Genomic DNA, 26497 nt, shown 5'->3' with positions numbered 1-26497 from the left:
TCCGCGCTATCGCGCTTACGCAAAGACTCCCAGCTACCGACCACCAAACACAAGGCGGCTCACACCGGACGCGTACTTTCCAGGGAGCAGGTCAGAACCTGGAACAACGGCCATATCGTTTCCCAAGCAGCTAACGGGGAAACCGGCCTTGGGTCGAACTCATCGGGATTTGGTTCGGCGGCGACCACCGCCACGCGGCACATGCCGCGTAAGCCAAACCGCCGGATGGCGGGGCCGGCGCCTGAGGCCCACTGATCGGTATTGATCAGTGGGAACTGGTATCAGGTGGTAAACTGCATGACGAAACGTGCGCCGCTGGGCGCGTTTGTGTCAAGCGACAGGCGCCCACCTTGCCGCTCCATAATGCATTTCGCGATTGCCAGCCCAAGGCCCGCACCGGGGCCCAAGGCATTGGGACCGCGGCGGAACCGCTCGAACAGGCAAGCGGCGGCATGCGCGGCAATTCCGGGCCCGTCATCGGCAATGATCACAGTGGCAGACCCGGCAGACAGCGTGATTGACGTGCCTGGCGGCGTATACTGAATCGCGTTCTCGATCAGGTTGCGAAAGACAAGGCGCGTCAATGTTGCGTTCCCATGCGCAGGCACGCAAGCGTCGGGCGTCGCGGCGGTCACATAGTGCTCTGTTTCGAGCGCAACAGGTGCCAGTTCCCGCGCCACTTCCAGTGCCACGGCGTGGGCGTCGAATGCCGCAAACTGGAACTGCTCCTGTGAATCCAGGCGTGCCAGACAGAGCAGTTGCTCCAGGAGCCGGGAGAGCTGTTCCAATTCCAGCGCAACATCGCCTAGCTCCCGCACGGAGAAGCGTGACTCGAGCCGTGCCCGCAACGTCGCAAGCGGGGTGCGCAACTCGTGCGCAGCGTTTGCCGTGAATTCTCGCTGCACGCGATAGTCTGCTTCGAGCTGATCGAGCGAGGCGTTGACGGCCTGAACGAGCGGAACCAGCTCCCGAGGAAGGTTTGGGGCGTGCAACCGCTCGTCCAAACGACTGAGCGACAACGCCGAGGCCTGATGCGAAACGGCGCGCAAGGGACGAAGAGATGACAATACCGTCACCACCACGACGCCGACCACAGCGATCAGCAGCAGGGCAATCAGTGGAAACAGCTCGTCCAATGCGCCGAGCATGAGCTGGGCGACCAAGCTCTCCTTATCTTCGAGATTCCGCACCACCCGCAACCAGTATCGGCCGTTACGATCATTGAGATTGACCGCGGCCGCCAGGATGCTGTTGCCCGAAAGCGGATCCGTTTCCCACTGCATGACGACCTGCCCGCCGCCTTGAGCGACCGGTAACGGCAGATATGCGGCAGAGAAACCGCCCGATTCCAGCACGGTGCCATCCGTGCTCAGCAGTTGATAACCGTTCAACGTATCCGGTTGGGCGTAGAACTCTTGCAGGGATTGTGGCAATGCGAGACGCGGTGGATCGGACTCCGACACGATCGATGCACGCAGGTCCTGCACTTGGACAGCAATACTCTGTCCATCCAAACCCATCAGACCGTCGCGAAATTCAAAGTACAACATCAGGTAGCTGCCGACCAGTGCCAGCACGACCACGATGGTCAGTCGAAAGACCAGTGCGCGAAGGAGGGATGGCGCGCGCTTCATGCCGCGATCAGGACGCAAGATAGCCCAGACCGCGCAAGGTCCGGAGCGACACATTGGCGCCCGCAGCCGCGAGCTTCTTACGCAACCTGTGCACTTGCGTTTCCACCGAGTTTGCGCTGCGCTCCTGCTCGAAATCGTACAGGCATTCGCCAAGTCGCTCTTTCGAGATAACACGTCCCTGATTGCGCAACAACGCTTCGAGCACAACCAGCTCCGAGCGTGTCAGATCGAGCGGCGTGTCGGCGACTGTGGCGATGCGCGCAGACGTATCGAGCTTCACGCTACCCAGCGTCAGCGTGCGCCCCAATGCCGCCCCCGGACGACGCAACAGCGCGCGCAGCCGCGCGATGAGCTCCTGCATGGCAAAGGGTTTGATGAGATAGTCGTCAGCACCGCAATCCAGACCGCGCACACGATCCTCGATCGTACCGAGCGCGGTGAGGATCAGCACGGGTGTCATATTGCCCCGGTCACGCATTTCCTTCAGCACGCTCAGACCGGTTCCGTCCGAGAGCATGAGATCGAGCACGGCGGCATCGTAGTCGGCGGCCTGCCAGACTGCGAGCCCGTCAGACGCCGAGCCCGCTGTGTCGACCGCGAAACCCTGCGCACGCAGGCCCTCGGCGAGGGCCTGGCAGAGACGCTGGTTATCTTCGATGATGAGCAATCTCATGGGTCGGTTTATTTGCCTGAAGTCAGTATTCGATCCTGAGTCCGATCGTGGGAAGCGGTTCGTCAAGTCCTTCGATGACATTTTCGCCGCGACGCTCATTCCACTCATAGGCGTTGCCGTTCTTGCGACCGTAAACGTTCAGGATGTCGAGATAAGCAACCAGGCTGACCGGGCCGAAGCGACGCTGGTAATCCACGCGCAGGCTCAGCGCATGATAGGCAGGCAGACGCTCCGTGTTGGTGCGCGTCAGCTCCTTCGAGGAGCGCACCGGGCCTGCACCTCCCAGCACGTTGTTGTGCACGACAAACGCATCGGTGGGCCGGCCAGAAGCATATTTCCATTTCCCCGAGAATGTCCATCGATCACTCGGCTGCCACGCGCCGACGATACCGAACGCGTGTCGCCGATCCCAATCGGCCGCATATTTCCCTTCGCCGAGTTTATCATCGCGGCGGGCGCGCGATAATGAGTAGGTCGCCGACGCGCTCCACTCTTGGCTCATGCGCTTGGTCAGCATCAGATCCAGGCCTGCCGCGGACCCTTTGCCGATGTTCGTTGCGGTGTTCAGGGTCCGATCGTCGAACACGATCAGATCGTCGAGCCGCTGATAATAGCCTTCGGCCGAAACATACAGGTCGTCGCGCAGATGCCGGGAAATGCCCGCCGACCACTGCGTGGAGCGCTCGTGCTTCAGCTTGAGATTGGACGGATCTGCGGCGATATCGAGATAACGCGGTGCCTGATAAAATACGCCACCTCCGGTCCAAACGCGGGTGACCGGATCTGCCTGCCAACTCAACAGCATGCGCGGGGCGACGACAGATTTTCCGGTAAACCCATCGCGCTCATAGCGAATTCCGGGTGTCGCTGTTAAATCGCCGAAGGTCCAGGCATAGTCGGCATAAGCGGCAATCTGCGTCTTCGCTGCGCTCAAGGTCGAGTTGTACTCCCCTGGCGTCAGCACGATATATCGCTGCATCGGGTCCGCACGAAAGTCCGACTGATCATATACATAGCGTATCCAGTCGCCGGAGAGGCGATGGTCGAAGTTGAGATCCACGCGAGCGACCCGCGCGCCGGCGGAGAAGAGTCCTTGTGAACCGAGCAGCGTGCTGAAATCGCTGCGCCAGCCGATCTCCGTTTCTCTCTCCTTGATGTTCAGTATGTTCTCGCGGACCGGCGTCGTCGCTGGTGTCGGGTTGGCACCCCCGAGATCCGGAAATGCCTCACCCTGATTGCTTTTCATGTCGCTGTCACGGTAATAGAGCGTATTGCGCAACTGCGCGGCCTCACCGGGCGTCCATCGCCAGGTCACGCCGAGCAACGTGCTGTGTTGCTTCGTCTTGCCGATATCCGCGTCCTCAAAATTCTCAGACGCCAGCGCATTTTCGACCGTGCGCTTGGTATCCTCGCCGGCGTAAATCGCCAGCAGTTCAAGGCGATGATCGTCATTCAGCCTGGTGACGGATTTTCCGATGAAATCAGTCATGCGCATCTTGCCGATGTCATTCTCCCCGATCGCTTTGAACAAGGTGCTGAAATCGAACCGGCGGGCCGACAGCAACAGGCTTGTATTATCGGACACGTAGCTTGGCCCGTCATAGTCCGCCTCAACGCCGATAATGTCGAGGCGGAGGCCGGTCGTGGAACTCTCAGGATTGCCCTCCGCGATCCCGAGTTCGAGCAGCGAGCCATTCTTGCCGCCCTCGGCCGCACGCCAGCCGCCTGGGGAAAACTTGGCGTTACCGATGATGTTCGTGGCGAAGATCGAATATCGTCCACCGCCATTGATCTCCTCCTCTCCGAGTGACTCATCGAAATGTGCGACCTTATCGAAAGGGATGCCATCGATCAGGATCAGATTGTCCCGGGGCCCGTTGCCGCGCACGGTGAAGTTTGAGAACTCACCCGTCGCGACGACGCCCGGCAGTACGTCCAGCGCACGGAACACGTCGCCAGCGCTGCCGGGATTGCGTCGTATCTCTTCACGCTCCAACTGCACGGTGTTCGGCGTCGCCCTTGGATCGCCTGCTGTCGCGCGCGCCGAGACAACGATTTCTTCGATCACGTCGTCGCTTCCACGCAACAGCGCGAATTCGACGGCCGCCACCCGGCGAAGCACGACCCGCACATCCGCCTGCACGGCCTTTACGTAGCCCTGCTCTTCCACCTCGACCGAATACACGCCTTCCGGCACCTGATCGAACGAAAACTCTCCGGTGGGACCGGCTTTGACCGTGCCGTGAACCTGCTGATTGCGCATGAGGCGTACAGTTGCCATCGGCACCGCCCGTCCCGTAACCGAATCCACGATGCGTCCACGAACGGCGCCCGCTGCCTCCTGTTGCGCTTGGGCATGCGCCGGAAGCGCTATGGATACCTGTAGTACAAGAGCGGTAAGAGGCAGGACTCTGTGCAGCATGGCTGGTTCCTCAGACAGTTGATAGTCATCGGAAGCCAATCTAACAACCGAGTCTGTCGCGAAACTTGCGACGCATACGGATCACGTCTCCGTGCCTGGTGTGGATCGCGTCCCCAGCGGTGGTGCAGGAGCGACGTGTTCCCTACGGTCACTACGATGAGCCAGAAATCCTTCCTGACGCAATCAGTCGCCTCTGTCCCAAAGGGCCTGACGGCGGACAGGAAAGCATTTGCGCCTTTGTCATGGCTGCCTGGAGGCGTGTCGTGCAAGCTGCTTGGAAGAGGTGAACCGGCGCAGCAGCTCTGATTTCCGGGGGCACTTCCGTCGCGCTCAACACAGCCAGCCGATAAACGGCCAGCATCTCGGCTTCCTGGCCCCTGGCCTGATCGATCTGTGCGTTGATGCGGCCAAAATCGAACAGGCGCCAGCGCAGGCCCAAAACCCCGGTCGCTTGCGTGGCATTGCCGGTAAAGAGGTTGCCAGCGGACAGCGACGACGCGCTGCCAACTAACCCGCTCAAGGACAGCTTGGGATAGTACTCGGCAATCGCCGCGCCGATACGGGCGTTAGATGCGGCCAGACGCCGCTCGGCCACAATCAGGTCGGGCCGGCGGCGCAACAGGTCACCGGGCGACCCGGTGACCGTGATCTGTGGGGCTGCGGGAATGGCACGGGCGTCAACCAGTTCGGCCCGATGGGTGCCGGCGGGAGAGCCCAGCATCACATCCAGTGCATTCATCGCGGAATCCAGGCCGGCTTGCAGAACCGGCACAGATGCTTGAACCTGTGCCAATGTCCCTTCCGCCTGGCGCAGCTGGAGTTCGGGGGCCAGACCTTTGCTGTAGAGGTGATTGACGGTCGAAAGCAGGTCCTGCTGGGTCTTCACCTGCCGGCTGGCGACAGCGAGGCGGGTTTGCAGACCGCGGATGGTGATATAGATATCGGCGGTCTGGGCTGCCACGGTCAGGCGTGTGGCCGCCAAGCCGGCCTCCGCTGCCTGATAATCAGCCAGTGCCGCCTCGCGCCCGCGACGCAGGCCTCCGAACAGGTCCAGTTCCCAGCTGGCACCGAGATTGGCCTCATAGGCGTTGCCGGTGCGGTCGAAATCCGGCTGCGAAGCCAGGGCCTGACCCAGCGGCGTTTCAACGGATTGATAGGCCCTGGCCGCCTGACCGCTGACATTGCCTGACGGCAACAAGGCGGCATTGGCGGCGCCCAATCCTGCGCGGGCCTGGGTCACCCGCGCCGTGGCCTGCGCCAGATCAAGGTTCTGTTCCAGCGCCTGGGTGATATATCGCGTCAGGATCGGATCGCCGAAGCCGGTCCACCAGCTGGCGATATCGGCGCTGGCTGCAGCATTTCGCCCTGCCACGGCCGCCTGACCGATATAGTGCCCCGGCAGGGGCATTCCCGGTTTGGCATAATCGGGGCCGACGGCACAGCCGGCCAGCAGGCTGGATGCGAGAAGGGCAGTGGTGAGTAGGCGGATGGGCAGCATGGACTTCTTCCGGGAAGGAGAGCTAGAATAGTTTTCGGTGACCAATATGCCAAATGGTCACTCGTTCCGCAATTTCCATGCTGGAGATAAGCATCACGCCATGAACAAAGCAGCCACCTATCCCGGTTCGGCCCGTGGTCCGGCCGACCATGATGTGCGGGACCAGATTGTCAGCGCTGCCACCGAGCATTTCAGCCGGTACGGTTACGAGAAGACCACTGTCTCCGACCTCGCCAAGGCCATCGGTTTCTCCAAGGCCTATATCTACAAATTCTTCGAATCCAAGCAGGCCATCGGGGAGAGCATCTGTTCCAGCTGTCTGTGCGGGATTGAGGGGGAGATCAGGGCTGCCGTGGCGGAAGCCCCCCAGCCGTCCGAGAAGCTGCGGCGTATGTTCAAAGTCGGCATCGAGGCGAGCCTCCGCCTGTTCTCCCAGGACCGCAAACTCTACGAGATCGCCGTATCGGCAGCCACGCAGCGCTGGCAGGCGGTGGTCGCTTATGAGGACCGGCTCCAGAATCTGCTTAAGGAGGTCCTGCTTGAAGGTCGGGCATCCGGGGATTTCGAGCGCAAGACGCCGCTCGACGAGACCGCCAGGGCGATCTATCTGGTCATGCGCCCCTATCTGAACCCGCTGTTCCTGCAACACAGCGTCAACCACGCCGATGACGCGCCGTTGCAATTGTCCAGCCTTGTGCTGCGCAGCCTGTCCCCATGACGCAGGCACACGGATAGTGACTATTGACTAAATTAGTCACTTTATTCAGTATGAGACCCCTGCCCCCCTTGCTGATGGGACTCTCATGCTGCGCCGTCGCATCGTTGCCTCCTCCCTTCTTTGTGCGTTGCCCCTTGTGTTGGCTGCATGCGGCGAGGAACCGCATGCCGACCCTCGTACCGAAGCGCCGCTGGTGCGCGTTGCCGCTGTTCAGAATGCCAGCGTCGCCTCACGCGCCTTTACCGGCACTGTCGCGGCCCGGATCGAAAGCGATCTGGGGTTCCGTGTGCCCGGCAAGGTGCTGGAACGGCTTGTGGATGCCGGGCAGACCGTCAAGCGCGGGCAGTTGCTGCTGCGGATTGACCCGGTTGATCTGAAGCTCGCCGCCCATGCGCAGCAGGAAGCCGTTACCGCTGCCCGCGCACGGGCGCAGCAGACGGCGCAGGACGAAGCCCGTTACCGCGAATTGCGCGGGACCGGTGCCATCTCGGTCTCTGCCTATGATCAGGTCAAGGCGGCGGCCGACGCCGCCAGCGCCCAGCTCAAGGCTGCCCAAGCGCAGGCGGAAGTGGCCTTGAACGCCAACCGCTATGCCGAACTGGTAGCGGATGCCGACGGCGTGATCATGGAAACCCTGGCCGAACCCGGACAGGTTGTCAGTGCCGGGCAGGTGGTGGTGCGCCTTGCCCATGCCGGGCAACGGGAGGCCATCGTCCAACTGCCGGAAACCCTGCGCCCGTCCATCGGCTCCACCGGGCAGGCCACCTTGTTCGGCCGGCAGGGGGTTTCGGTTCCAACCACCCTACGCCAACTCTCCGATGTGGCCGACCGGCTGACCCGCACCTATGAGGCACGCTACGTGCTGGAGGGAGAGTTGGCCAACGCCCCCCTGGGCGCCACTGTCACCATCCGGGTTGCCGATGGCATCACCCCCACGCAGAACGACATGCAGGTGCCGGTCGGCGCATTGTTCGATGCCGGCAAGGGGCCGGGCGTCTGGGTCATCGACGGACAGCCGACAAAGGTGAAATGGCAGACAGTTACCGTCCAGCAGCTCGATAATGACAGCGTGCGCGTTGCCGGAGCGCTCAAACAGGGCACCCTGATCGTCTCGCTGGGGGCACACATGCTGCGCGATGGCGAGATAGTGCGTGTCGCCGGCCAGCCCCAAGCCTCCGCCCAAGGAGCCCGTCCGTGAGCACAGGCCGTTTCAACCTCTCCGCCCTTGCCGTGCGGGAACGTTCCATCACCCTGTTTTTGATCCTGCTGATCACGGGTGCCGGCATTCTCGCCTTCTTCCAGCTTGGACGCGCGGAAGATCCCCCTTTTACCATCAAGCAGATGACGGTCGTCACCGCCTGGCCCGGTGCCACGGCGCAAGAGATGCAGGACCAGATTGCAGAGCCGCTGGAAAAGCGCATGCAGGAACTGCGCTGGTATGACCGGACGGAGACCTTCACCCGCCCAGGTCTGGCCTTCACGATGGTGGTGCTGCGCGACAACACCCCGCCGTCGGAAGTGCAGGAGGAGTTTTATCAGGCCCGCAAGAAGCTCTCTGACGAGGCCAATACCTTGCCCGCCGGTGTCATCGGCCCGTTGGTCAATGATGAATATGCCGACGTGACCTTCGCGCTCTTTGCGCTGAAGGCCAAGGGGGAGCCGCAGCGCCTGCTGGTGCGTGACGCGGAAACCCTGCGCCAGCGCCTGCTGCATGTGGTCGGCGTGAAGAAGGTCAATATCATCGGGGAACAGCCCGAGCGCATCTTCGTCTCCTTCTCCCATGAAAAGCTGGCGACATTGGGTGTTGCCCCGCAGGACATTTTCGCCGCCCTCAATAATCAGAATGTGCTGACCCCCGCCGGTTCCATCGAAACCAAGGGGCCGGCGGTATTCATCCGTGTCGATGGTGCCTTCGACAAGCTGGAGAAGATCCGGCAGACCCCGATCACTGCCCAGGGGCGGACCCTGAAACTGTCGGACGTGGCGACGGTTGAACGGGGCTATGAAGATCCTGTCACCTTCCAGGTGCGCAACAATGGCGAGCCGACGCTGCTCCTCGGCATCGTCATGCGCGACGAATGGAATGGGCTGGACCTGGGCAAGGCGCTGGAAGCGGAGGTTTCCGCGATCAATGCGGAACTGCCCCTGGGCATGTCGCTGACGAAGGTGACCGATCAAGCCGTCAATATCAGCTCGGCGGTCGATGAGTTCATGGTGAAATTCTTTGTCGCCCTGCTGGTCGTAATGGTGGTCTGCTTTGTCAGCATGGGCTGGCGGGTCGGCATCGTTGTTGCCGCGGCGGTACCGCTGACGCTGGCTGCCGTGTTCATCATCATGGCGGCGACGGGCAAGAATTTTGACCGTATCACGCTGGGGTCCTTGATCCTAGCCCTGGGCCTGCTGGTGGACGACGCCATCATCGCCATTGAAATGATGGTGGTGAAGATGGAGGAGGGCTATGACCGGGTCAAAGCCTCCGCCTATGCCTGGAGCCACACGGCGGCCCCCATGCTGTCCGGCACGCTGGTCACCGCCATCGGCTTCATGCCCAATGGCTTCGCACGGTCTACGGCGGGCGAATATACCAGCAACATGTTCTGGATCGTCGGCATCGCCCTGATCGTGTCATGGGTGGTCGCGGTGGTGTTCACCCCCTATCTGGGCGTGAAGATGCTGCCGGACATCAAGCCGGTCGAGGGTGGTCACGAAGCCATCTATAATACCCGCAATTACAATCGCTTCCGCCGGGTACTGGGTCGCGTCATCGCTGCCAAATGGCTGGTGGCCGGTGCGGTTGTGGGCACCTTCGTCCTGTCCGTGGTCGGCATGGGAATTGTGAAGAAGCAGTTCTTCCCCACATCCGATCGGCCGGAGGTTCTTGTCGAGGTGCAGATGCCCTATGGCACCGCCATCGAGCAGACCAGTGCCGCGACGGCGAAGGTGGAGGCCTGGCTGGCAAAGCAGGAAGAAGCCAAGGTCGTAACCTCTTATATCGGCCAAGGGGCACCGCGCTTCTTCCTGGCCATGTCGCCGGAACTGCCCGATCCGTCCTTCGCTAAGATCGTGGTGCTGACTGGCAATGAGGAGGAACGGGAGACCCTGAAACACCGGCTGCGCCAGGCCGCCGCCGACGGATTGGCACCGGAGGCCCGGGTGCGCGTCACCCAGATCGTGTTCGGGCCGCCATCGCCCTTTCCTGTCGCTTACCGCGTCATGGGGCCGGACCCTGATCAGTTGCGGGTGATCGCCCAGCAGGTTGAAGAGGTGATGCGCGCCAGCCCGATGATGCGCACCGTCAATACGGACTGGGGTTCGCGCGTTCCCACCCTGCATTTCACCCTGGATCAGGACCGGTTGCAGGCGGTCGGGCTGACCTCCAATTCCGTGGGCTTGCAGTTGCAGTTCCTGTTGAGCGGGGTGCCGCTGACGCAGGTGCGCGAGGATATCCGCTCGGTGCAGGTGGTTGGCCGCGCCGCCGGCGATATCCGCCTGGACCCGGCCAGGATCGCCGATTTCACCCTGGTGGGTTCGGCGGGGCAGCGCCTTCCGCTGTCGCAGGTCGGCAGTGTCGATATCCGCATGGAAGACCCCATCCTGCGCCGGCGTGACCGCACACCCACCCTCACCGTGCGGGGCGACATCGCTGACGGTTTGCAGCCGCCGGACGTCTCCACCGTGATCTTGGCGCAGTTGCAGCCGGTCATTGCCCAGCTTCCGCCCGGTTACCGTATCGAACAGGCTGGTTCCATTGAGGAATCCGCCAAGGCCACCAAGGCCTTGTTGCCACTGTTCCCGATCATGATTGCACTGACCCTGCTGGTCATCATCTTCCAGGTGCGGTCGATGTCGGCGATGGTCATGGTGTTCCTGACCAGCCCGCTGGGGCTGATCGGCGTGGTGCCGACCTTGCTGCTGTTCCAGCAACCGTTCGGCATCAATGCCCTGGTCGGCCTGATTGCCCTGTCCGGCATCCTGATGCGCAACACGCTGATCCTGATCGGGCAGATCCAGCACAACAAAGAGGAAGGGTTGTCCGCCTTCAACGCGGTGGTAGAGGCGACGGTGCAGCGGGCCCGGCCTGTGATCCTGACAGCGCTCGCGGCCATCCTGGCCTTCATCCCGCTGACCCATTCGGTGTTCTGGGGAACGCTGGCCTACACCCTGATCGGCGGCACCCTGGCGGGTACTGTGCTGACCCTGGTGTTCCTGCCGGCCATGTATTCCATCTGGTTCAAGATCAAGCCCGTCGCCTCACAAGGCTGAGCAGCCCATCCCCATGAAAGAAACCATCATGTCGAATGCAAAGATCGTCTCTTCTTCATTTATGAGGTTTCCGTTGGTGTGAAGCCACAAGCATGGCGGCAACCCGGCGCAAGCGCAGCACGTAGTCACCGTCACCCCCGGATGGGATTGGGTTTCAAAACAACAATGATGGGGTTTGGGCGCCTGTCGGTCAGGCTTCAGGTACAGATGGTCGCGGCAAGAGAACCATCGCTAAGGGACGTGGGCATATAATCATCGGGCACAAGCGACCGGAACAGGAATGCCAAAAGGGCAATCATGGCCAGAAGTCGCGTCAAATGCCTTTTATGAAGGTATCCTTCCTCCACCAGGCTTCTTCTCTCGGTACCCGTTTACCATCTTTCTGTGCCTATTGCACCGCGTGGCGACAGGCTGGGCGTCGCGGCGGGTTTCGGCCCTGCCTGGCCGCCGCGGGCCGTCTCTTCCCATTAAGACACTTATTTTCAACATATGTGTCGATTGCGAAACAGCCCGCCCAATCTGCTATGCGGGCTTTCAGGATAGTCGTCATGCTCCCCCAAAATTCGAACAGGGGGTTAAAGATGTCATTTGTGTTGCTTGCTAAGCGCAGCTTGCCGTTCATGCTGGCAATGACAGTTGCCGGCTCGGTTCCAGCCTGGGGTGCGGAGAGTTCCGGCGAGGTGCTGGTTCTGGAAGAGATCATCGTGACGGCGCAGAAGCGCGCGCAGTCATTGCGGGACGTGCCCATCTCCATCTCCGCCCTGGGATCGGAGGAGCTGGAGGCCCGCCGGGTCAACGGTGTCGAGGATTTCATCCGTTCCGTGCCCAATGCCAATTTCGTGAATTCCGGCGCCTATTATGGTCAGTCGGTCACGTTTCGCGGCATCTCAAACTTCGCCAGCGGCAATTACGACGTCATCGCCGTGACCGTGGATGATGTGGGTTATGGCGCCACCAGCACGAGCGCCATCCTGTCATCCCGTTTGAATGACGTGGAGCGGATCGAAGTGCTGCGCGGCCCGCAGGGCACACTGAGCGGTCGCAACTCGCTGGGCGGTTCCATCAATATCATCACGAAGAAGCCCACCCTGTCCAAAATGGACGGCGAGGCGTCCTTGGATATCAGCCGGTTTGAAACGGTTCAGGGCAAAGCCGCCATCAATGTCCCGCTGAACCCGAAGGCCGCCATTCGCGTCTCCGGCTTTTACGAACACATTGGCGGCGCCATGGAGAATATCGGCCCGGCGGGTGGGGATTCCGGTTACAACAATTCCGGTGGCCGTGTTGCCACCCGGTTTCAGCCGACCGAACGCCTGACCATCGATGCGGCCGTGGGTTACGAGAACCTGCGTCGGGGGATGGAGGATTGGGTCGCCCATGATTTCACCAGCCCAGCACTTCAGACCTATATGACAGGTGCGCTGGCGAGTTGGGGCGGTGCCTATCCGGGGCCGGTCGATTATCTGTCGGATGTCGGCAACAATGGCGGCAAGGTTTCCAAGGATACCGACGAATTCACCCGGATCGAGGATTGGACGGCCTCGCTGCGCGCCAGCTACGAGATGGACAGCCATGTGCTGGACCTGATCTACGGCCATTTCGATTATGATTTGCGCTATGCGGAGGATTACGACCAGACCGAATATGCCTGGTGGTACGCCGACCGCACCCGCCAAACCACGGCAGACAGCATCGAACTGCGCACCACCTCCCGCTATGACGGCCCCATCAACTGGGTCGGCGGCGTCAGCTATATGCGCGAAACGCTGAAGAATGCGGGCGGTGACAATATCGGTCTGTGGGCCGTCAATGGCGGCAACCCGGTTGTGGCCGGCGCCAGCAAGCCGGCCTATCTTTTCTACGCCTATAACCGTATCGAGAGCGTGGGTCTGTTCGCCAACGCCTTTTGGGACATCAAGGACTGGCTGCACCTGTCGGCTGGTACGCGCTATTCCATCGAGCGCAACCGCATCGGCGATAATTTTGTCTTCGATATCGCGGACATGAACCTGTCCCTGCCGGCACTGGCCGACAGCGATTATCGCCGGTCGAAGATTTCCCGCTTCTCCCCGCGCGTGGCGCTGAATATCGACCTGGACGATATGGTCACCAGCTATGCCCAATATTCCACGGGCTACCGCGCCGGCTATGGCAATGATGCGCAGTCGATCAGTGTCGGCGCTCCGGCAGAGGTTGATCCGGAAAAGCTGGAAAATTACGAGATCGGGCTGAAGGGTCGTTTCCTGGGTGGCATCCTGACCGCCAATGCCAGCCTGTTCTACATGGATTACCGCAACCTGCAGGTGGAGGCGCTGATCGACCCGGCGCTGAATCCCTATCCGTTCAACATCTATTACGACCTGAATGCGGGCAAGGCCCACACCAAGGGCTTTGAACTGGAGGCCGAATTGCGGCCGATGCCCGAGGTCACGCTGCATGCGGCGGTGGGCTATACAAAGGCCATCGTCGATGAGGTGTCGATCGACGGCACCTCCTATGCCAACATCGCCATCCCCAATGTGCGACCCTGGACCGTGTCGCTGGGTGCGGCCTACATGCCGGCCCTGACCGATACGCTGACGGGCGACTTCCGCGTCGATTATACGTTCCAGGACCGGATCTACTGGCAGGGCATTCTGCCCAACCCGGCCTATTTCCTGCCCTCCTATCAGACCGTGGATGTGGCGGCGGGGGTGCGGGGCGACGGCTGGTCGGCGAGCCTCTATTTCGAGAATGTGCTGAACGAGAAATATTACACCTCGATCGGCTGGGTCGATGTCGGTTATCGGGGGCGCATGGTCTATACGCCGCCGCGCCGGTTCGGTCTGCGCCTGACCAGCACGCTCGACGCCTTGATGGGCAATTGAGGCCAGGGAGATGCCCATGCTGATCTCCGACCTGATGCTGACAGCAGCCCTGATCCTGGCCGTGGCCGGCATCTGGTCGGTGCCGTTGCGGCGCGGGCGCCCGGCCCTGTTGGGGCTGGCCCTGGTGGCGGGGCTTTTGTCCTTCTGGCAAGGGATGTGGCAGGCGGTGCCCGGCCTGCTGCTGGTCTTGCTGCTGGCCGGCGTGCCGCCGCTGGCCCGTCGCTGGCTGGCGGCGGGTCCCCGTCTGGTGCGGGCGGGGGGCTGGCTGGCGGCCATGGCGCTGGTGCCTGTCGTCCTGCCCTATTATCTGTCGCCGCTGTTCGACCTGCCGTCACCGGACGGGCGGTACCAGGTGGGCACGGACGGCTTTGAACTGGTGGACGCGGCACGGCACAGCGTCATGGAGGACCCGGCCGACCGCGCCCGCCGCATCCAGGTGCGCGTCTGGTATCCGGCGGAAGTGCCAGCCGGCTCCCGCCAGCGCCCCTATCTGACGGCACAAGAGGTCCGGGATGTGGCCCCGACCCTGGCCCGGAATTTCGGCTGGCCGGGCTTCATGTTCGGTCATCTGGGCAATATCGATACCCATTCGTTCCAGGGGGTGCCGGTCGTTCCGGGAGGAGAGCCCTTGCCGGTGCTGGTCTTCAACCATGGCTATTGGTGCTGGCCGGGGCAGAACAGTGTGCTGATGGAGAAGCTGGCCAGTCATGGCTATATCGTCTTCGCCATCGGTCATCCTTATGATGCGGTTACCCTGCGCTTTGCCGACGGGCTGGTCATCCCGCCATCGTCCCTGAAGGCGGCGGCCAGTGTTCCAACGGCCGGCATGATCACCTTCTGGGAAGCCAGGGATATGGCGGCGCGGGCGGCGGCCTTGCCCGGCTATATGGCGGATTTCGACCGTCACCGGGTGATGAAGAGTTTCAACGCCTGGCGTGACGACACGCGTTTCCTGCTCGAGAGCCTGCGCCAAGGACGGGTGAGCCCGGCCATCCAGGCTGTGGCCAGCCGTGGCGATCTGGCCCGCGTCGGCCAGGTTGGCATGTCGTTCGGCGGTACCGTCGCCGCGTCCACCTGCCACCATGATCCGGGCTGCCCTGCCGCCATCAACATGGATGGGGAGGAGTTCGACTGGTCGCTCTATGACGCAGCGGTGCGCATGCCGCTGCTGGAGATCCATGATGACTGGGTGCGCTACGGCCATGGCGACGCGCGCTATGCGCTGAACGACTTCGTATACGAACCCTGGTCGGCAGCCGGGACCACGGCGTCGGTGACGCGGCTGCGGATCGAGGGCGTGCGTCATATCGGTCTGCTGGACCTGCCGCTGTCGGCCCGTCGGCCGCTGCGCGACCGGTATTATGGCGTGCAGGATGGATGGACGGCGACCAACACCATTGCCGCCATCAGCCTTGGCTTCCTCAACCATGTGATGCGCGAGGGCGGGCAAGGGCTGCCGCCCGGGCTTCTGGAGAAATATCCCGCTGCCCGGCCGCATTCCGCCCAGGCGGTGCGCGACTGGTGGAATGCTACGAATCCTCCCGCCATTCCAGGGCCGATCCGGCGGCCGTAACGGCGTATGCCGAACTGTCAACCCGTCCGTCCCCTAGAAGGAAGGAACCATGCCGACATTGATCATCACTGACCCGCATGGCCAAGGCCGAGCCATACAGGCCGAGCCGGGCCGGAGCCTGATGGAAGTCATCCGCGACCATGATTTCGATGGCCTGATGGCCATCTGCGGTGGCGCCTGTTCCTGTGCCACCTGCCATGTGTGGGTGGACCCCGCCCAGATAGCCCTGTTGCCACCCGTCGGGCCGGATGAGGAGGATCTGCTGGACAGTCTGGATCAAAGGCGACCCGGTTCCCGTCTGTCCTGCCAGATATCCGTGACGATGGACATGGACGGGCTGCGTGTGACCATCGCCCCGTCGGATTAGAGCGTGTCAGGTTTAGATGGGATGGTCTGTTCCGGGCCCGGCCTGTCTAACGGGCTATCAAGCCCGGTGACAGGGCATCCACCGTGGGGGAGCAGACCGGCATCCACCTTATACCCGCCATGCCGGGAATTGCCACCCAGCCCCGGTCCAACGCTCAGATATCCCAAGCCCACCAGGGCCTTGGTCTTCTTGCCAGCCATGCGGAAGGGGTGCCGTCATCCTGCTTTGGCCGAAAAAACGATGGTCGCGTTCCAGTCATGCCTCTGCTGTTTCCTCATGCAGCGGGACGTGATCGCAAAGAGGGCTTGGCCATCCCTCTCTCCGCCTTCATGGTCAGGTAATATCGCCTGGTATCAGAACCGGTACCCGACGCTTCCCACCACGGACCGCCGGGCACCCAGAAAGCAATCCCCGCGCGCCAGGCAGGTGGAGATGTATTTCTCATCCGTCAGGTTGTTGACGTTCAGGCTGAGGCGCCAGGCATCCAGGCTGTAGGACAGCATCAGGTCGGCCAAGGTGTTGGCCGGCGTGTTGATGATGATGGTGCGCGCACTGTTCTGATCGGTCTGGGTGCCGACATAGCGCACGCCGCCGCCCAGTTTCACCTCTGCCCTGTTCTCCAGCGGGAAGGTGCGGATCACAAAGGCTGATGCCATGTGGCGGGGGGTGGAACTGGCCGGCTTGCCGATCTCCGTTGCCACATTGCTTTTGGAGGTCTTGGCGTCGGTATAGCTGTAGCTGGCGCTGAGCGTGTAATGCTCCAACATGGTGGCCTGGGCCTCGAACTCGAAGCCTTGCGCCTTGATTTCACCCGTCTGCACACGGTCCAGCGGATTGGTGGGGCTGGTGGTGACGCGGTTGGTGTCGCGCAGGTCGAAGATGGCCGTGGTGACCAGGATATCCTTCTGCGGTTGCCATTTCACGCCGGCTTCCACTTGTTTGCCGATCTGCGGGTCGAAGGGGTCGCCCGCCAGGTTGGTGCCCGACACCGGCAGGAAGCTTTCCGAATAGCTGACATAGGGCGCGAAGCCGCCTGCCATTTCATACAACAGGCCAGCCCGGTAAGAGGTGGCTGTATCCTTCTTCGTGGTCTTCACCCCGGCTGGTGTCAGCGTGTAGGAGCGGGCATTGTCATGCCGCAGGCCCAACAGCAGGTTCCAGCCCTGCCATTTGATCTGGTCTTGCAGATAAAAGCCGATCTGCTTTTGCTCCGACGTGTTGCCCTTGGTGCGGGCCGGGGCCGTGAAGCCGCCCGTATAGACCGGGTTGAACAGGTCGATAGGGGTGGTCAGGCGGCTGGTGATCTGTTCCAGGTCCTGGTGGTATTCCTGCCAGTCCATGCCAGCCAACAGGGTGTGACTGACCGCGCCCGTGGCGAAATCACCCTGTAGCTGGGTGTCCGACGACAGGATGCGCACATCGGGGTAGGAGCCGGAAAGATAACGGCCGACATTGCGCTGCGGTCCCGTATAGCCCGTCTGCCCGGCCGACAGGAACGGGTTCAGCGGATTGCTGAAGGAATTTGAATAGATGGTCTGGTAGGTGATCTCGCTCCAGGCCGCGCGGAAATTCTGCCGCGCTTGCAGCCAATCGGTGATCTGCTGGGCCAGGAAGGCGGAGACGTTGGTCTGTTCGGATTTGTACTGGTCGAAATCCGGCTCCCCGATGAACGTGTCGAACCCGATCTCGCCATTGGGATTGTCATACAAGGTCCCGGACCAGGGGAAGAACTGGGTCGTCAGACCCGTATCATCCTTCTGGTGGTAGAGTTGGATCGTGGCTTCCGTTCGGTCGGTGGGGCGCCAAGTCAGCTGTGGCGCAATGAACCAGCGGTCATCGTCGACATGATCGACCTGGGTCCCCGCATCGCGTACCAGACCGGTGACACGGAAGGCCAGGGTTCCCGCCTCGTCGATCGGGCTGGTCAGGTCAAACTGTGCCTGTTTGCGATCATAATTGCCATAGCTGAGGATCACCTCGTTCGCCGCGGTGAATTCCGGGCGCTTGCTGGTCAGGTTGACCACGCCGGCCACACTGCCCTGGCCATAAAGGACCGAGGCGGGGCCTTTAACCACCTCCACCCGTTGCAGCATATAGGTGTCGGCACGGGCGACATTGTAACTGTCGTAGGAGGTGCGCATCCCGTCCAGGTATTGGAGCGGCCGGCTGCCGCGCACGAGGTAGCTGTCGACGCGGCTGTCATTGCCATAGGCGTCGGAACGCACGCCAGCACTGTAGAGCAGCACATCCTGGATCGACAGGGCGCCGCGTTCCAGCATCTGTTCGGCCGTGATGACGGCGATGGATTGCGGGGTGCTGGCAAGCGGCGTGTCGGTCTTGGTACCGCCGCTGGCCCGCCGCGCGCGTTCCCCCACCACCACGATCTGGTCACGGTCGATGGTTTCCGCCACCTGCGTGTCATTTGCCGTATCGGTGGTCTGGGCCAGTGCCGGGGTGGATACGCCGGCCATCAGCAACGAGGCAAACGCCAGCCGCACGGCCGGGACGGGAATGAACGGGAACGACATCACAGGCTCCATATATATTAATAATCATTCGCAGTTGTTTTATGGTGAAATTATGAGAATGCAAATGACTAGCACATGCATACGGATGATGCGGTGGGCGCATGGGTTTTGTGGGAGGGCCCATTCCATCGGGTTCAATCCGATGTCGATCATCGGCGCCGGTCGGGGGTTGGGGTGGGCGACGCCATTGCGGATATTGGCGGGCTTTATCCAGGCATGGCGGCTGGCTGCGCGATTGGTTGTGGCGGCACACACGTTGTCCGCAAAGGGCGGCGGATCTGGCGCAGAATACGTTCTGCCGGCTGCTGGAACGCCGCCCGGCTTTGCCCGATGATACCAAGCGCTATCTGGCAACGGTGGCCCGACGGCTGTTGATTGACGATATTCGTGCACGGGAGGTGGAGCGGGCTTAGCTGGATGTGCTGGGGGACCGTTTTGGCACCGCCGACCACCTGACACCGGAGCGCGTCGCGGAGGCGGTGCAGTTGCTGCACGGGATACTGCCGCCGCCAACAAGGCGGCGTTTCTGTTGCGGCGCCTTGAGGGGATGGCCCATGCGGACATCGCCACTGCATTGGGCCTGGTCGGACCGCACCGTGAAGCGCCACATCGCCGCGGCTAGCGCCCGATGCTATGCCCTGGCTTACGCAGAGGTGTGATGTCGGCCAGGGCGGTTCCAAACGCTGAGCCAACCGCTGAGATTGTGGCGCGCGCCGCCCATTGGGCCGCCCTTCTGGGTGATGCGGATGTCACCCGGCAGGTGCATGAAGCCTGTGAGCGCTGGTGCGGCCAGGACCCAAGGCACCGTGTGGCGCTGGATCGCATGCGGGGTCTGGCCGCGCGTTTTGATCGGCTGGACGGGGTAGAACGCGAAACGCTGACGGTCGCGGCTGCCCGCCGGGCGCGGCCTGGCAGTCGATCCGCCATAGCGGCGCTGGCCCTGGATCGGGCCTTGGTGGCAGCGTCGCAGCATCTGCCGGGCTTCACGGCGCGCTTCCTGGATATGCCAAACCAAGCGGATGATAGCATCACCATCGTCGGATCGGCGCCGATTGATCGGGGAGAGGCGGTTTCCGTCCAGCTTTTCGCCGACCCGCGTGACGGATCCTTGTTGGGCTGGCGGGAGACGGAGGTCCTGTCCTTTGACCGCCGTCACCTGATGGATATGCTTTACGCGCTACACAACCGAAAACAGCTCTAGGCGATCTCTGTGTTGCGCATGTGTTTCAAGAACAGCTCGCATTGATTGAGCATTGCCCCGTGATCCTGAACCGACGCCTTGGTGCCTGCGTCAAACCCGGCGCGGATCACCATCAACGCCACCGGCAATGATGGGGACAATCTGCTGACTGGCAATGGGGCGGCGAACATCCTGACCGGCGGGCTGGGCCATGACAGTCTGAATGGCGGCGGCGGTGCCGACACGTTGGTCGGCGGGGAGGGGGATGACCTCTACATCGTCGACAATGTTGGCGACATCGTCGCCGAACTGGCGGGCGAGGGCACGGACCATGTCCAATCCTCCGTCAACCATACATTGTCGGCGCATGTCGAGAACCTGACCCTGACGGGGAGCGGCACCATCAATGCCACCGGCAACGATCTGGCCAACATCCTCACCGGCAATGCCGGCGCCAACCGCCTGGATGGCGGTACCGGCGCCGACACCATGGCCGGCGGCGCTGGCGACGACACCTATCTCGTGAATGACCTGGACGACATTGTTACTGAGGCGGCCGGCCAGGGCACGGACAAGGTAGAGACGGACCTTGCCGCCTTCACGCTTGGCGCTACCCTGGAAAATCTGGCCTATATGGGCACGAGCGATTTCACCGGCGCCGGCAATGATACGCTGGATGGTGGCATCGGGGCTGACACCTTGACCGGTGGGGCAGGGGCGGATTGCTTTGCCATTGATGATGGCGATGTTGTTACCGACTTTATGGCGAGCGACGGTGACAAGCTCGACCTGTCGGCCCTGGACGCCGAGAGTGGCACGGCCGACATCCAGGCCTTCGTCTGGATCGGCATCACCGTCTTCTCTGGTGTCGCCCGAGAGTTGCGCTGGGAACTGGTGGGCAACGACATAATGCTGTTGGCCGATCATGACGGTGATGGCAATTCGGACCTGGAGGTTGCAATCACTGGCGTTACCAGCATTACCAGTGCGGAACTGATCATTTGACCCCTCGGCCGCTGGCCGATCCGATCCACCTGTTCATCTCGACGCTTATCGGGCACCGGTATAAATTTCTGTCGGCGATGATGAGGATTGATGGGCCGCCAACGTTCCTGGTGAGGGAACATCCCCTTCACGATGGCCGGTGGCACAGAGGATCATGGCGAAACCCCAGCAAGCGGAGATAGCCGATCAGGCCCTGGTCGCCAGCCTGTCGGAGGAATTCCGGCCGGCGCTGCGCCGCTATTTCCTGCGCCGGCGCCTGTCGGTGCATGAGGTGGAGGACGCCACGCAGGAGGTGTTCGTGCGCCTGTCGCGCCGGCGCGGTCTGGCCGATATGGAGAATGTCGCAGGATATCTGTTCGAAACGGCAGCGTCGGTTGCCGTCGATCAACAGCGGCGGGCCAATGTCCGGCTGAGCAATGCCCACGACACCTATGACGATCAGCATCACGCTGTGCCCGACCTGGCACCCGATCAGGTAGCGCAGGGACGGCAGGAATTGCGGCTGGTGCTGGCCGGGCTGCTGGAATTGCCCGAGCGCACGCGCAATATCTTCGTGCTGGCCCGGCTGGAGCATATGCGCCACGCGGAGATCGCGCGGCGATTGGGCATTTCGGTCAGTGCTGTCGAGAAACATGTGCTGAAGGCGCTGGCCCATCTGGCAGCCCGCGCCGGGCGGTCCCTATGAGAAACGATTACCGTCAGCCGTCGGACCCCGCCGCCGCCACCACCGCCGCCGCCGGTTGGGCGCTGGAGGCCGAACAGGGCCTGACCCCGGCGCGGGCCCGGCAGCTTGATGACTGGCTGGCGGCGGACCCCGCCCATGCCGCAGCCCTGGCCGCGGCACAGGATGCGCTGGCGATCCTGGCCGCGCATGCGGCGGATGCAGAGATCATGGATCTGCGCCGGGCCGCCCTGTCCGCCCGACCGGAACCGCTGGCCCGGTACCGTCCGCCGCTGGCCGCCGTGGCGGCGGTGCTGATGCTGGCCCTTCCCGTGGGCGGCTGGCTGCTGTCGCAGCAAAGCGGGCAGCCGGCGCAGCCGGTTGCCGAGGCGACGGCCACCCTGGCCGAGACCGGCCGCTATGCCACCGCCGTGGGCGAACGGTCGACCATCACCCTGCCGGACGGATCGGTGATGGTGCTGAACACCGCCAGCCAGGCCGAGGTCGCCTATAGCGAGACCACGCGCACGGTGCGGCTGTTGCGCGGGCAGGCCCTGTTCACGGTGGCGCATGGCCGCACGGCCCCGTTCCGGGTGGAGGCGGGGGACCGGACCATCACCGCCGTGGGCACCATCTTCGATGTCCGCATGGATGGCGCGCGGGTGCAGGTGTCGATGCTGGAGGGCACGGTACGGGTGGAACCGCAACAGCCGACCGCCGCCTTGCCGCAGGTCGAGACCCTGTCGGCGGGCGAGGTGCTGGTCGCCGCACCGCGCGCGCCGGTGCGGGTGAGGACGGCCGACGTGGCGACGCTGACCAGTTGGCGCGAAGGGCTGATCACCTTCAAGGATACGCCCTTGTCCGAGGCGGTGGCCGAGATCAACCGCTATGCCAGCCGGCCGATCCTGCTGGCCGATGGTGCCACGGGCCGCCACCGGCTGAGCGGCACCTTCCGCGTCGGCGATCCCCAGCGCTTCGCCCGCCTGATGACGGAACTGTTCCCGCTGGAGATGAGGCGGACGAAGGACGGTAATACAATATTGAAACCCAAAGCACTGTAATAAAAATAACAAAAAAATTCTGGTGAGGGAGTGATCCGGGCCGGCGTTCCTGACAATGACATGACCGGGAATGGTCGATAGTTCAAAGGATCTGCAATGAGCCCCGATTTTCATCGCTCCCTTCGCCGCCATATCCTGGCGGGTATTTCCGCCATGGCGCTTCTGGCCGGTGGGCCGGCGATGGCGCAGGACCGGCAAATGCCGCCCATCACCATTCCCGCCCAGGAGCTGGACCTGGCGCTGACTCAGTTGGGCCGCGACAGTGGCCGGGAAATCCTCTATCCGGCCGATCTGGTGCGCGGGCGCCAGACCCAGGGCGTCAATGCCGCCACCAGCCTGGAACAGGCGCTGACCGCGCTGCTGGCGGGGTCGGGCCTGTCCTGGCGCGTGGATGCGGCGACCGGTGCGATCATCATCCAGCCACAGCCCTTGCCGATCCGCGCGCAGACCGATGGTGGGGGACTGGAGTTGGAGGAGATCCTGGTGACCGCGCAGCGCCGCGCCGAACGCGGACAGGATGTGCCCGTGGCCGTGACGGCGTTTGGCAGCGGGGCCATCGATGCCTTGCGGCTGGAACGGCTACGCGACATCTCACGCGTGACACCGGGCCTGCTGGTCTCCGCCTTCAACCAGTCCAGCCCGACCATCGCCATCCGGGGCGCGAGCAACACCTTCACCCAGATCGGCGTCAACAAGCCGGTGGCCATCGTCGTCGATGATGTGTTCGTGCCGCGCAACAGCGCCGCCGATTTCGAGCTGTTCGGGCTGAATTCCATCCAGGTGCTGCGCGGACCGCAGGGCACGCTGTTCGGCCGCAACGTGACGGGTGGCGCCGTCCTGCTGGATACCGGCCGCCCCGAATTCGGTGAACCGGCGGCCCGGCTGCGCGGCACCATCGGCAATTATCAGGCCCGCGCGGCCGAGGGGCTGCTGGATGTACCGGCGGGTGAGGATGCAGCCTTCCGTCTGGCCGGGGCCTGGCGTCGGCATGACGGCTATGGGCGCGACCGGCTGACGGGCCGCGAACAGGACGACCTGGACAGCGCCAACCTGCGCGCCCAGGCCCGGCTGCGTCTGTCGCCCGATCTGGAATTGTTGCTGGCCGCCGATTACGGCGATGACGGCAATGGCGGGCGCACCCTGTCCTCCATCGCTGCCGGGGACGATGGCAACCGCCGCACCTCCGAAATGGGCGTGGCGCAGCGCTTCGACCGCACCCAGAAGGGCGGCTCGGCCCGGCTCTATTGGGACGTGATGGGCGGACAGGCGACGTCCATCACCGCCTATCGCCATGCGCAGACCGGCGAGCTTTATTCCAATGTCGGCGCCCATTACAGCGTCCTGTCCGGCACGCAGAGCCAACTGGTCAGCGATGATGCCGATAATGTCGGCGCCTTTTCGCAGGAACTGCGCTTTGCCAGCCCGCTATGGGAGCAAGGCAATTTCCTGGTCGGCGCCTATTACCTGGACGAGGTGGCCAAGCGCCTGCTGCGCACCCAGGCCTTTGCGGCCCGCACCGGCGCGCTGGTCACCCACCAGACGGCCGACCAGCGCGTCGACAGCCGCAGCCTGGCCGTCTTTGCCGACGGCACGGTGAACCTGCCGGCCAATCTCTCGGTGACGGCGGGCGTGCGCTATACCCATGACCGCAAGCAGGCGTCGCTGGCGCGCGGTGACCTGCTGCGACCTGCCAATAATTTCGCGGCGGAAGGTCTGACGGCGACCTGGGGCGAGGTGACGCCGCGCGCCATCCTGCGCTGGTCACCCACCCGCGATTTCCTGGCCTATGCCAGCTATTCGCGCGGCTATACGGCCGGCGGCTTCAATACCGACGCCGCCACGCTGTCGGCGCTGACCACCCCGTTCGATCCGGAAAAGGTGGAGAATGTCGAGGCCGGGGTGAAAAGCGACTGGCTGGACGGGCGGCTGCGCCTGAATGCCAGCGCCTTTCGCATGGATTACACCGACAAGCAGGAACTGTTCTTCAACAACCTGACCCGCATCCTGACCATCACCAACGCCGCCGAGGCCACGTCCAAGGGCGTGGAACTGGAAGCGCGCGTGATCCCCGTCGAAGGGCTGACGCTGGCTGGCAGCTATGGGCTGCTGGACACCCGCTATGATGATTTCATCATTCCCGGCGGCGCCGTCTATACCGGCAATCCGCTCAGTTCCTCCCCCCGTCACAAGATATCCTTGTCGGCCATGGTCGATGCGCCCTTGGGCGATTGGGGGGCGCTGTCGGGTGCGGCCGTCTATTCCCGCACCTCGGGCTATTTCACCGGTGCTTCGGCCGATCCCAATCTGCGGGTGCGGGCCTATGATCTGGTCAACCTGTCCGTCGGACTGACGCCCGCCGACGGGCCCTGGCGGATCACGGCCTTTGTGCGCAACCTGCTGGACAAGGATTACCTGCTGACCCCATCGACCCAGACGGTGCTGGCCGAATATCTGGGGGAACCGCGCACATTCGGCGTCAGCCTGACCTGGGATTTCTGATCATGCCATTCCTGACGCGCCGCGCGATCCTGGCCGGGCTGGCGGCGGTCGCCGCCGCCCCGGTTCCCGTCCTGGCCAGCGCCGCCGGGGCTGACCGGGTGGGAGAGCCGCTGTCGCCCTGGCGGCCGGGCCTGCTGGACATCCACCATATCGCCACGGGGCGCGGGGATGCCACGCTGGTCATCGGCCCCGATGGGACCAGCCTGCTGATCGATGCCGGGGCCAGCGCCAGACCCGACCCCGCCATGCTGCCGGCCCGGCCGGGGCCGCAGCGGCGGGCGGGCGAATGGATCGCCCGCTATGCCGCGCGCCGTCTGGCCGATACGGGGCATAAGGGGCTGGATATGCTGCTGGTGACGCATCTGCATCCCGATCATATCGGCGGGGTGGGGGAGGAGACGCCCCAGGCGCCGGGCCGCCCCTATCGGCTGACCGGTGTGGCGGAGGTGGCGTCGCTGCTGCCTGTGGCGCGGATCATCGATCCCGACTATCCCGATTACGGCTATCCGCCGTTCGAGGATAAGGACGCGTCGGAAAATTACGTGGCCTTCATCCGCGACCATGCGGCGCGCGGCGGCCATGTCGAGCGGTTCCAGGTGGGCAGCGGCCAGCAGCTCGGCCCCTGCCATGGCGGCGACCCCGCCCTGTTCGCCGTGCGCAATCTGGCCGCCAAGGGAATCGTCTGGACCGGCGAGGGCGAGGCCGTGCGTGCCGTTTTCCCCCCGCGCGACCAGTTGGCCCTGGGCGAGCATCCCAATGTCAATGCCTGCTCCACCGCGATAAGGCTGTCCAGCGGCCGGTTCCGATACTTCCATGGCGGCGACCTGACCGACTGGGCCGATGGCGGCGGGCGGCCGTGGATGGATGCGCTGTCCCCGGCGTCGGCCGTCGCCGGGCCCGTTGATGTCGCCGTCGCCCCCCATCACGGCATGTTCGATGCCGCCGGCCCCGCCATGGTGCGGGCTCTGGCGGCCCGGGTCTGGATCATTTCAGCCTGGCATGCGGCGCATCCCAGCATCTCCACCCTGGAGCAACTGTTCAACGAGCGGCTCTATCCCGGTCCCCGTGCGATCTATGCAACCGGCCTGTCGCCTGCCGCCGAACAGACCATGGGCCGGCTGGTGCGGCGCATGGCCAGCCGCGACGGTCATGTCGTGGTCCGCGTCGATCCCGGTGGCGGCTATCGCACCATCGTCACCGGCAGCGACGACGAGGCGGACCGGGTGCTGATGATCGTGCCGTGCTAATACTGCCTGTCCGTCTACTGTCGAGATGACCTGCCGGCTTTCAGTATCGCAAGGGCTATGCGCTTGTGTTGAATGTTCTTCCTTCCCGATCGAACCGATGGATGAAAGCCGGGTCCGGCGAAAAGATGATCTGCTTGCCCGGTTGGACCGGCGCACCATCCCCGTAGCGGGCGGTCAGCATGGCTTCGTCGTTCAATGAAGTCTCGTTACGCAGATGCTCGACCGTGTCCGTCGTCGAAACAAATGGGACGGTTGGATGATTTTGTGAGTGGAGGTTCTGGCTCGTTGCGGGTTGATGTTA

At 63.2% G+C, this 26497-nt stretch carries 18 protein-coding genes; 13 read left to right on the top strand and 5 right to left on the bottom strand.

Annotated elements, in window-relative coordinates:
- Positions 1-281: 281 nt before the first annotated feature.
- The 4 genes from AC1Q7F_RS31965 to AC1Q7F_RS31950 form a co-directional block, all read right to left on the bottom strand.
- Positions 282-1634 carry a sensor histidine kinase gene (locus AC1Q7F_RS31965; RefSeq protein ID WP_492512591.1) on the bottom strand — a complete coding sequence of 451 codons (1353 nt, stop codon included), beginning with the start codon at positions 1632-1634 and terminating at the stop codon, positions 282-284.
- A gap of 7 nt (positions 1635-1641) precedes the next feature.
- On the bottom strand, positions 1642-2307 hold the full coding sequence (locus tag AC1Q7F_RS31960; RefSeq protein WP_492512590.1) for a response regulator transcription factor: 666 nt from the start codon (positions 2305-2307) through the stop codon (positions 1642-1644).
- Between the two features lie 22 nt (positions 2308-2329).
- Positions 2330-4729, bottom strand: coding sequence for a TonB-dependent receptor (locus AC1Q7F_RS31955; protein ID WP_492512589.1), 2400 nt, complete (start codon positions 4727-4729; stop codon positions 2330-2332).
- A 151-nt stretch (positions 4730-4880) separates the two neighbouring features.
- On the bottom strand, positions 4881-6227 hold the full coding sequence (locus AC1Q7F_RS31950; RefSeq protein WP_492512588.1) for an efflux transporter outer membrane subunit: 1347 nt from the start codon (positions 6225-6227) through the stop codon (positions 4881-4883).
- Between the two features lie 100 nt (positions 6228-6327).
- Here AC1Q7F_RS31950 and AC1Q7F_RS31945 point away from each other — a divergent pair, with 100 nt between their 5' ends.
- From AC1Q7F_RS31945 to AC1Q7F_RS31920, 6 genes are all read left to right on the top strand, one after another.
- Positions 6328-6945 (top strand): TetR/AcrR family transcriptional regulator, encoded by a 618-nt coding sequence (locus AC1Q7F_RS31945; RefSeq protein WP_492512587.1) that lies wholly within the window; start codon positions 6328-6330, stop codon positions 6943-6945.
- Between the two features lie 193 nt (positions 6946-7138).
- Positions 7139-8143, top strand: a complete 1005-nt coding sequence (locus AC1Q7F_RS31940) for an efflux RND transporter periplasmic adaptor subunit (protein ID WP_492512586.1) — start codon at positions 7139-7141, stop codon at positions 8141-8143.
- Positions 8140-11208, top strand: a complete 3069-nt coding sequence (locus AC1Q7F_RS31935) for an efflux RND transporter permease subunit (RefSeq protein ID WP_492512585.1) — start codon at positions 8140-8142, stop codon at positions 11206-11208. The genes AC1Q7F_RS31940 and AC1Q7F_RS31935 overlap by 4 nt, the downstream gene beginning before the upstream one ends.
- A 620-nt stretch (positions 11209-11828) precedes the next feature.
- The gene (locus AC1Q7F_RS31930) at positions 11829-14075 is read left to right on the top strand and encodes a TonB-dependent receptor (RefSeq protein WP_492512584.1); all 2247 of its coding nucleotides are present in this window, start codon (positions 11829-11831) and stop codon (positions 14073-14075) included.
- Between the two features lie 16 nt (positions 14076-14091).
- On the top strand, positions 14092-15648 hold the full coding sequence (locus AC1Q7F_RS31925) for an alpha/beta hydrolase (RefSeq protein WP_492512583.1): 1557 nt from the start codon (positions 14092-14094) through the stop codon (positions 15646-15648).
- Between the two features lie 49 nt (positions 15649-15697).
- Positions 15698-16015, top strand: coding sequence for a 2Fe-2S iron-sulfur cluster-binding protein (locus tag AC1Q7F_RS31920; protein ID WP_492512582.1), 318 nt, complete (start codon positions 15698-15700; stop codon positions 16013-16015).
- A 353-nt stretch (positions 16016-16368) separates the two neighbouring features.
- Here AC1Q7F_RS31920 and AC1Q7F_RS31915 read toward each other — a convergent pair whose 3' ends face one another.
- Entirely contained in the window at positions 16369-18543 is a 2175-nt protein-coding gene (locus AC1Q7F_RS31915) for a TonB-dependent siderophore receptor (protein ID WP_492512581.1), read from the bottom strand.
- A gap of 101 nt (positions 18544-18644) precedes the next feature.
- Between AC1Q7F_RS31915 and AC1Q7F_RS31910 the strand changes: the two genes are divergently transcribed.
- The 7 genes from AC1Q7F_RS31910 (at position 18645) to AC1Q7F_RS31880 (ending at position 26196) form a co-directional block, all read left to right on the top strand.
- Positions 18645-18956, top strand: a complete 312-nt coding sequence (locus AC1Q7F_RS31910; protein WP_492512580.1) for a sigma factor — start codon at positions 18645-18647, stop codon at positions 18954-18956.
- Between the two features lie 245 nt (positions 18957-19201).
- Positions 19202-19744, top strand: a complete 543-nt coding sequence (locus AC1Q7F_RS31905; protein WP_492512579.1) for a FecR/PupR family sigma factor regulator — start codon at positions 19202-19204, stop codon at positions 19742-19744.
- An 81-nt stretch (positions 19745-19825) separates the two neighbouring features.
- On the top strand, positions 19826-20728 hold the full coding sequence (locus tag AC1Q7F_RS31900) for a calcium-binding protein (RefSeq protein WP_492512592.1): 903 nt from the start codon (positions 19826-19828) through the stop codon (positions 20726-20728).
- Positions 20729-20882: 154 nt separating this feature from the next.
- Positions 20883-21413: an RNA polymerase sigma factor gene (locus AC1Q7F_RS31895; RefSeq protein WP_492512578.1), complete on the top strand. Its 531-nt coding sequence runs from the start codon at positions 20883-20885 to the stop codon at positions 21411-21413.
- The gene (locus AC1Q7F_RS31890; RefSeq protein WP_492512577.1) at positions 21410-22450 is read left to right on the top strand and encodes a FecR family protein; all 1041 of its coding nucleotides are present in this window, start codon (positions 21410-21412) and stop codon (positions 22448-22450) included. Before AC1Q7F_RS31895 ends, AC1Q7F_RS31890 begins: the two co-directional genes overlap by 4 nt.
- 96 nt (positions 22451-22546) lie before the next feature.
- The gene (locus AC1Q7F_RS31885; protein ID WP_492512576.1) at positions 22547-24949 is read left to right on the top strand and encodes a TonB-dependent receptor; all 2403 of its coding nucleotides are present in this window, start codon (positions 22547-22549) and stop codon (positions 24947-24949) included.
- A 2-nt stretch (positions 24950-24951) separates the two neighbouring features.
- Complete coding sequence (locus AC1Q7F_RS31880) at positions 24952-26196, top strand: ComEC/Rec2 family competence protein (RefSeq protein WP_492512575.1); 1245 nt, start codon at positions 24952-24954, stop codon at positions 26194-26196.
- Positions 26197-26497 lie beyond the last annotated feature (301 nt).

It is taken from the genome of Niveispirillum sp. GW835-FHT14G11, from assembly GCF_058793615.1.
This window is presented reverse-complemented; position numbering and strand designations above follow the sequence as displayed.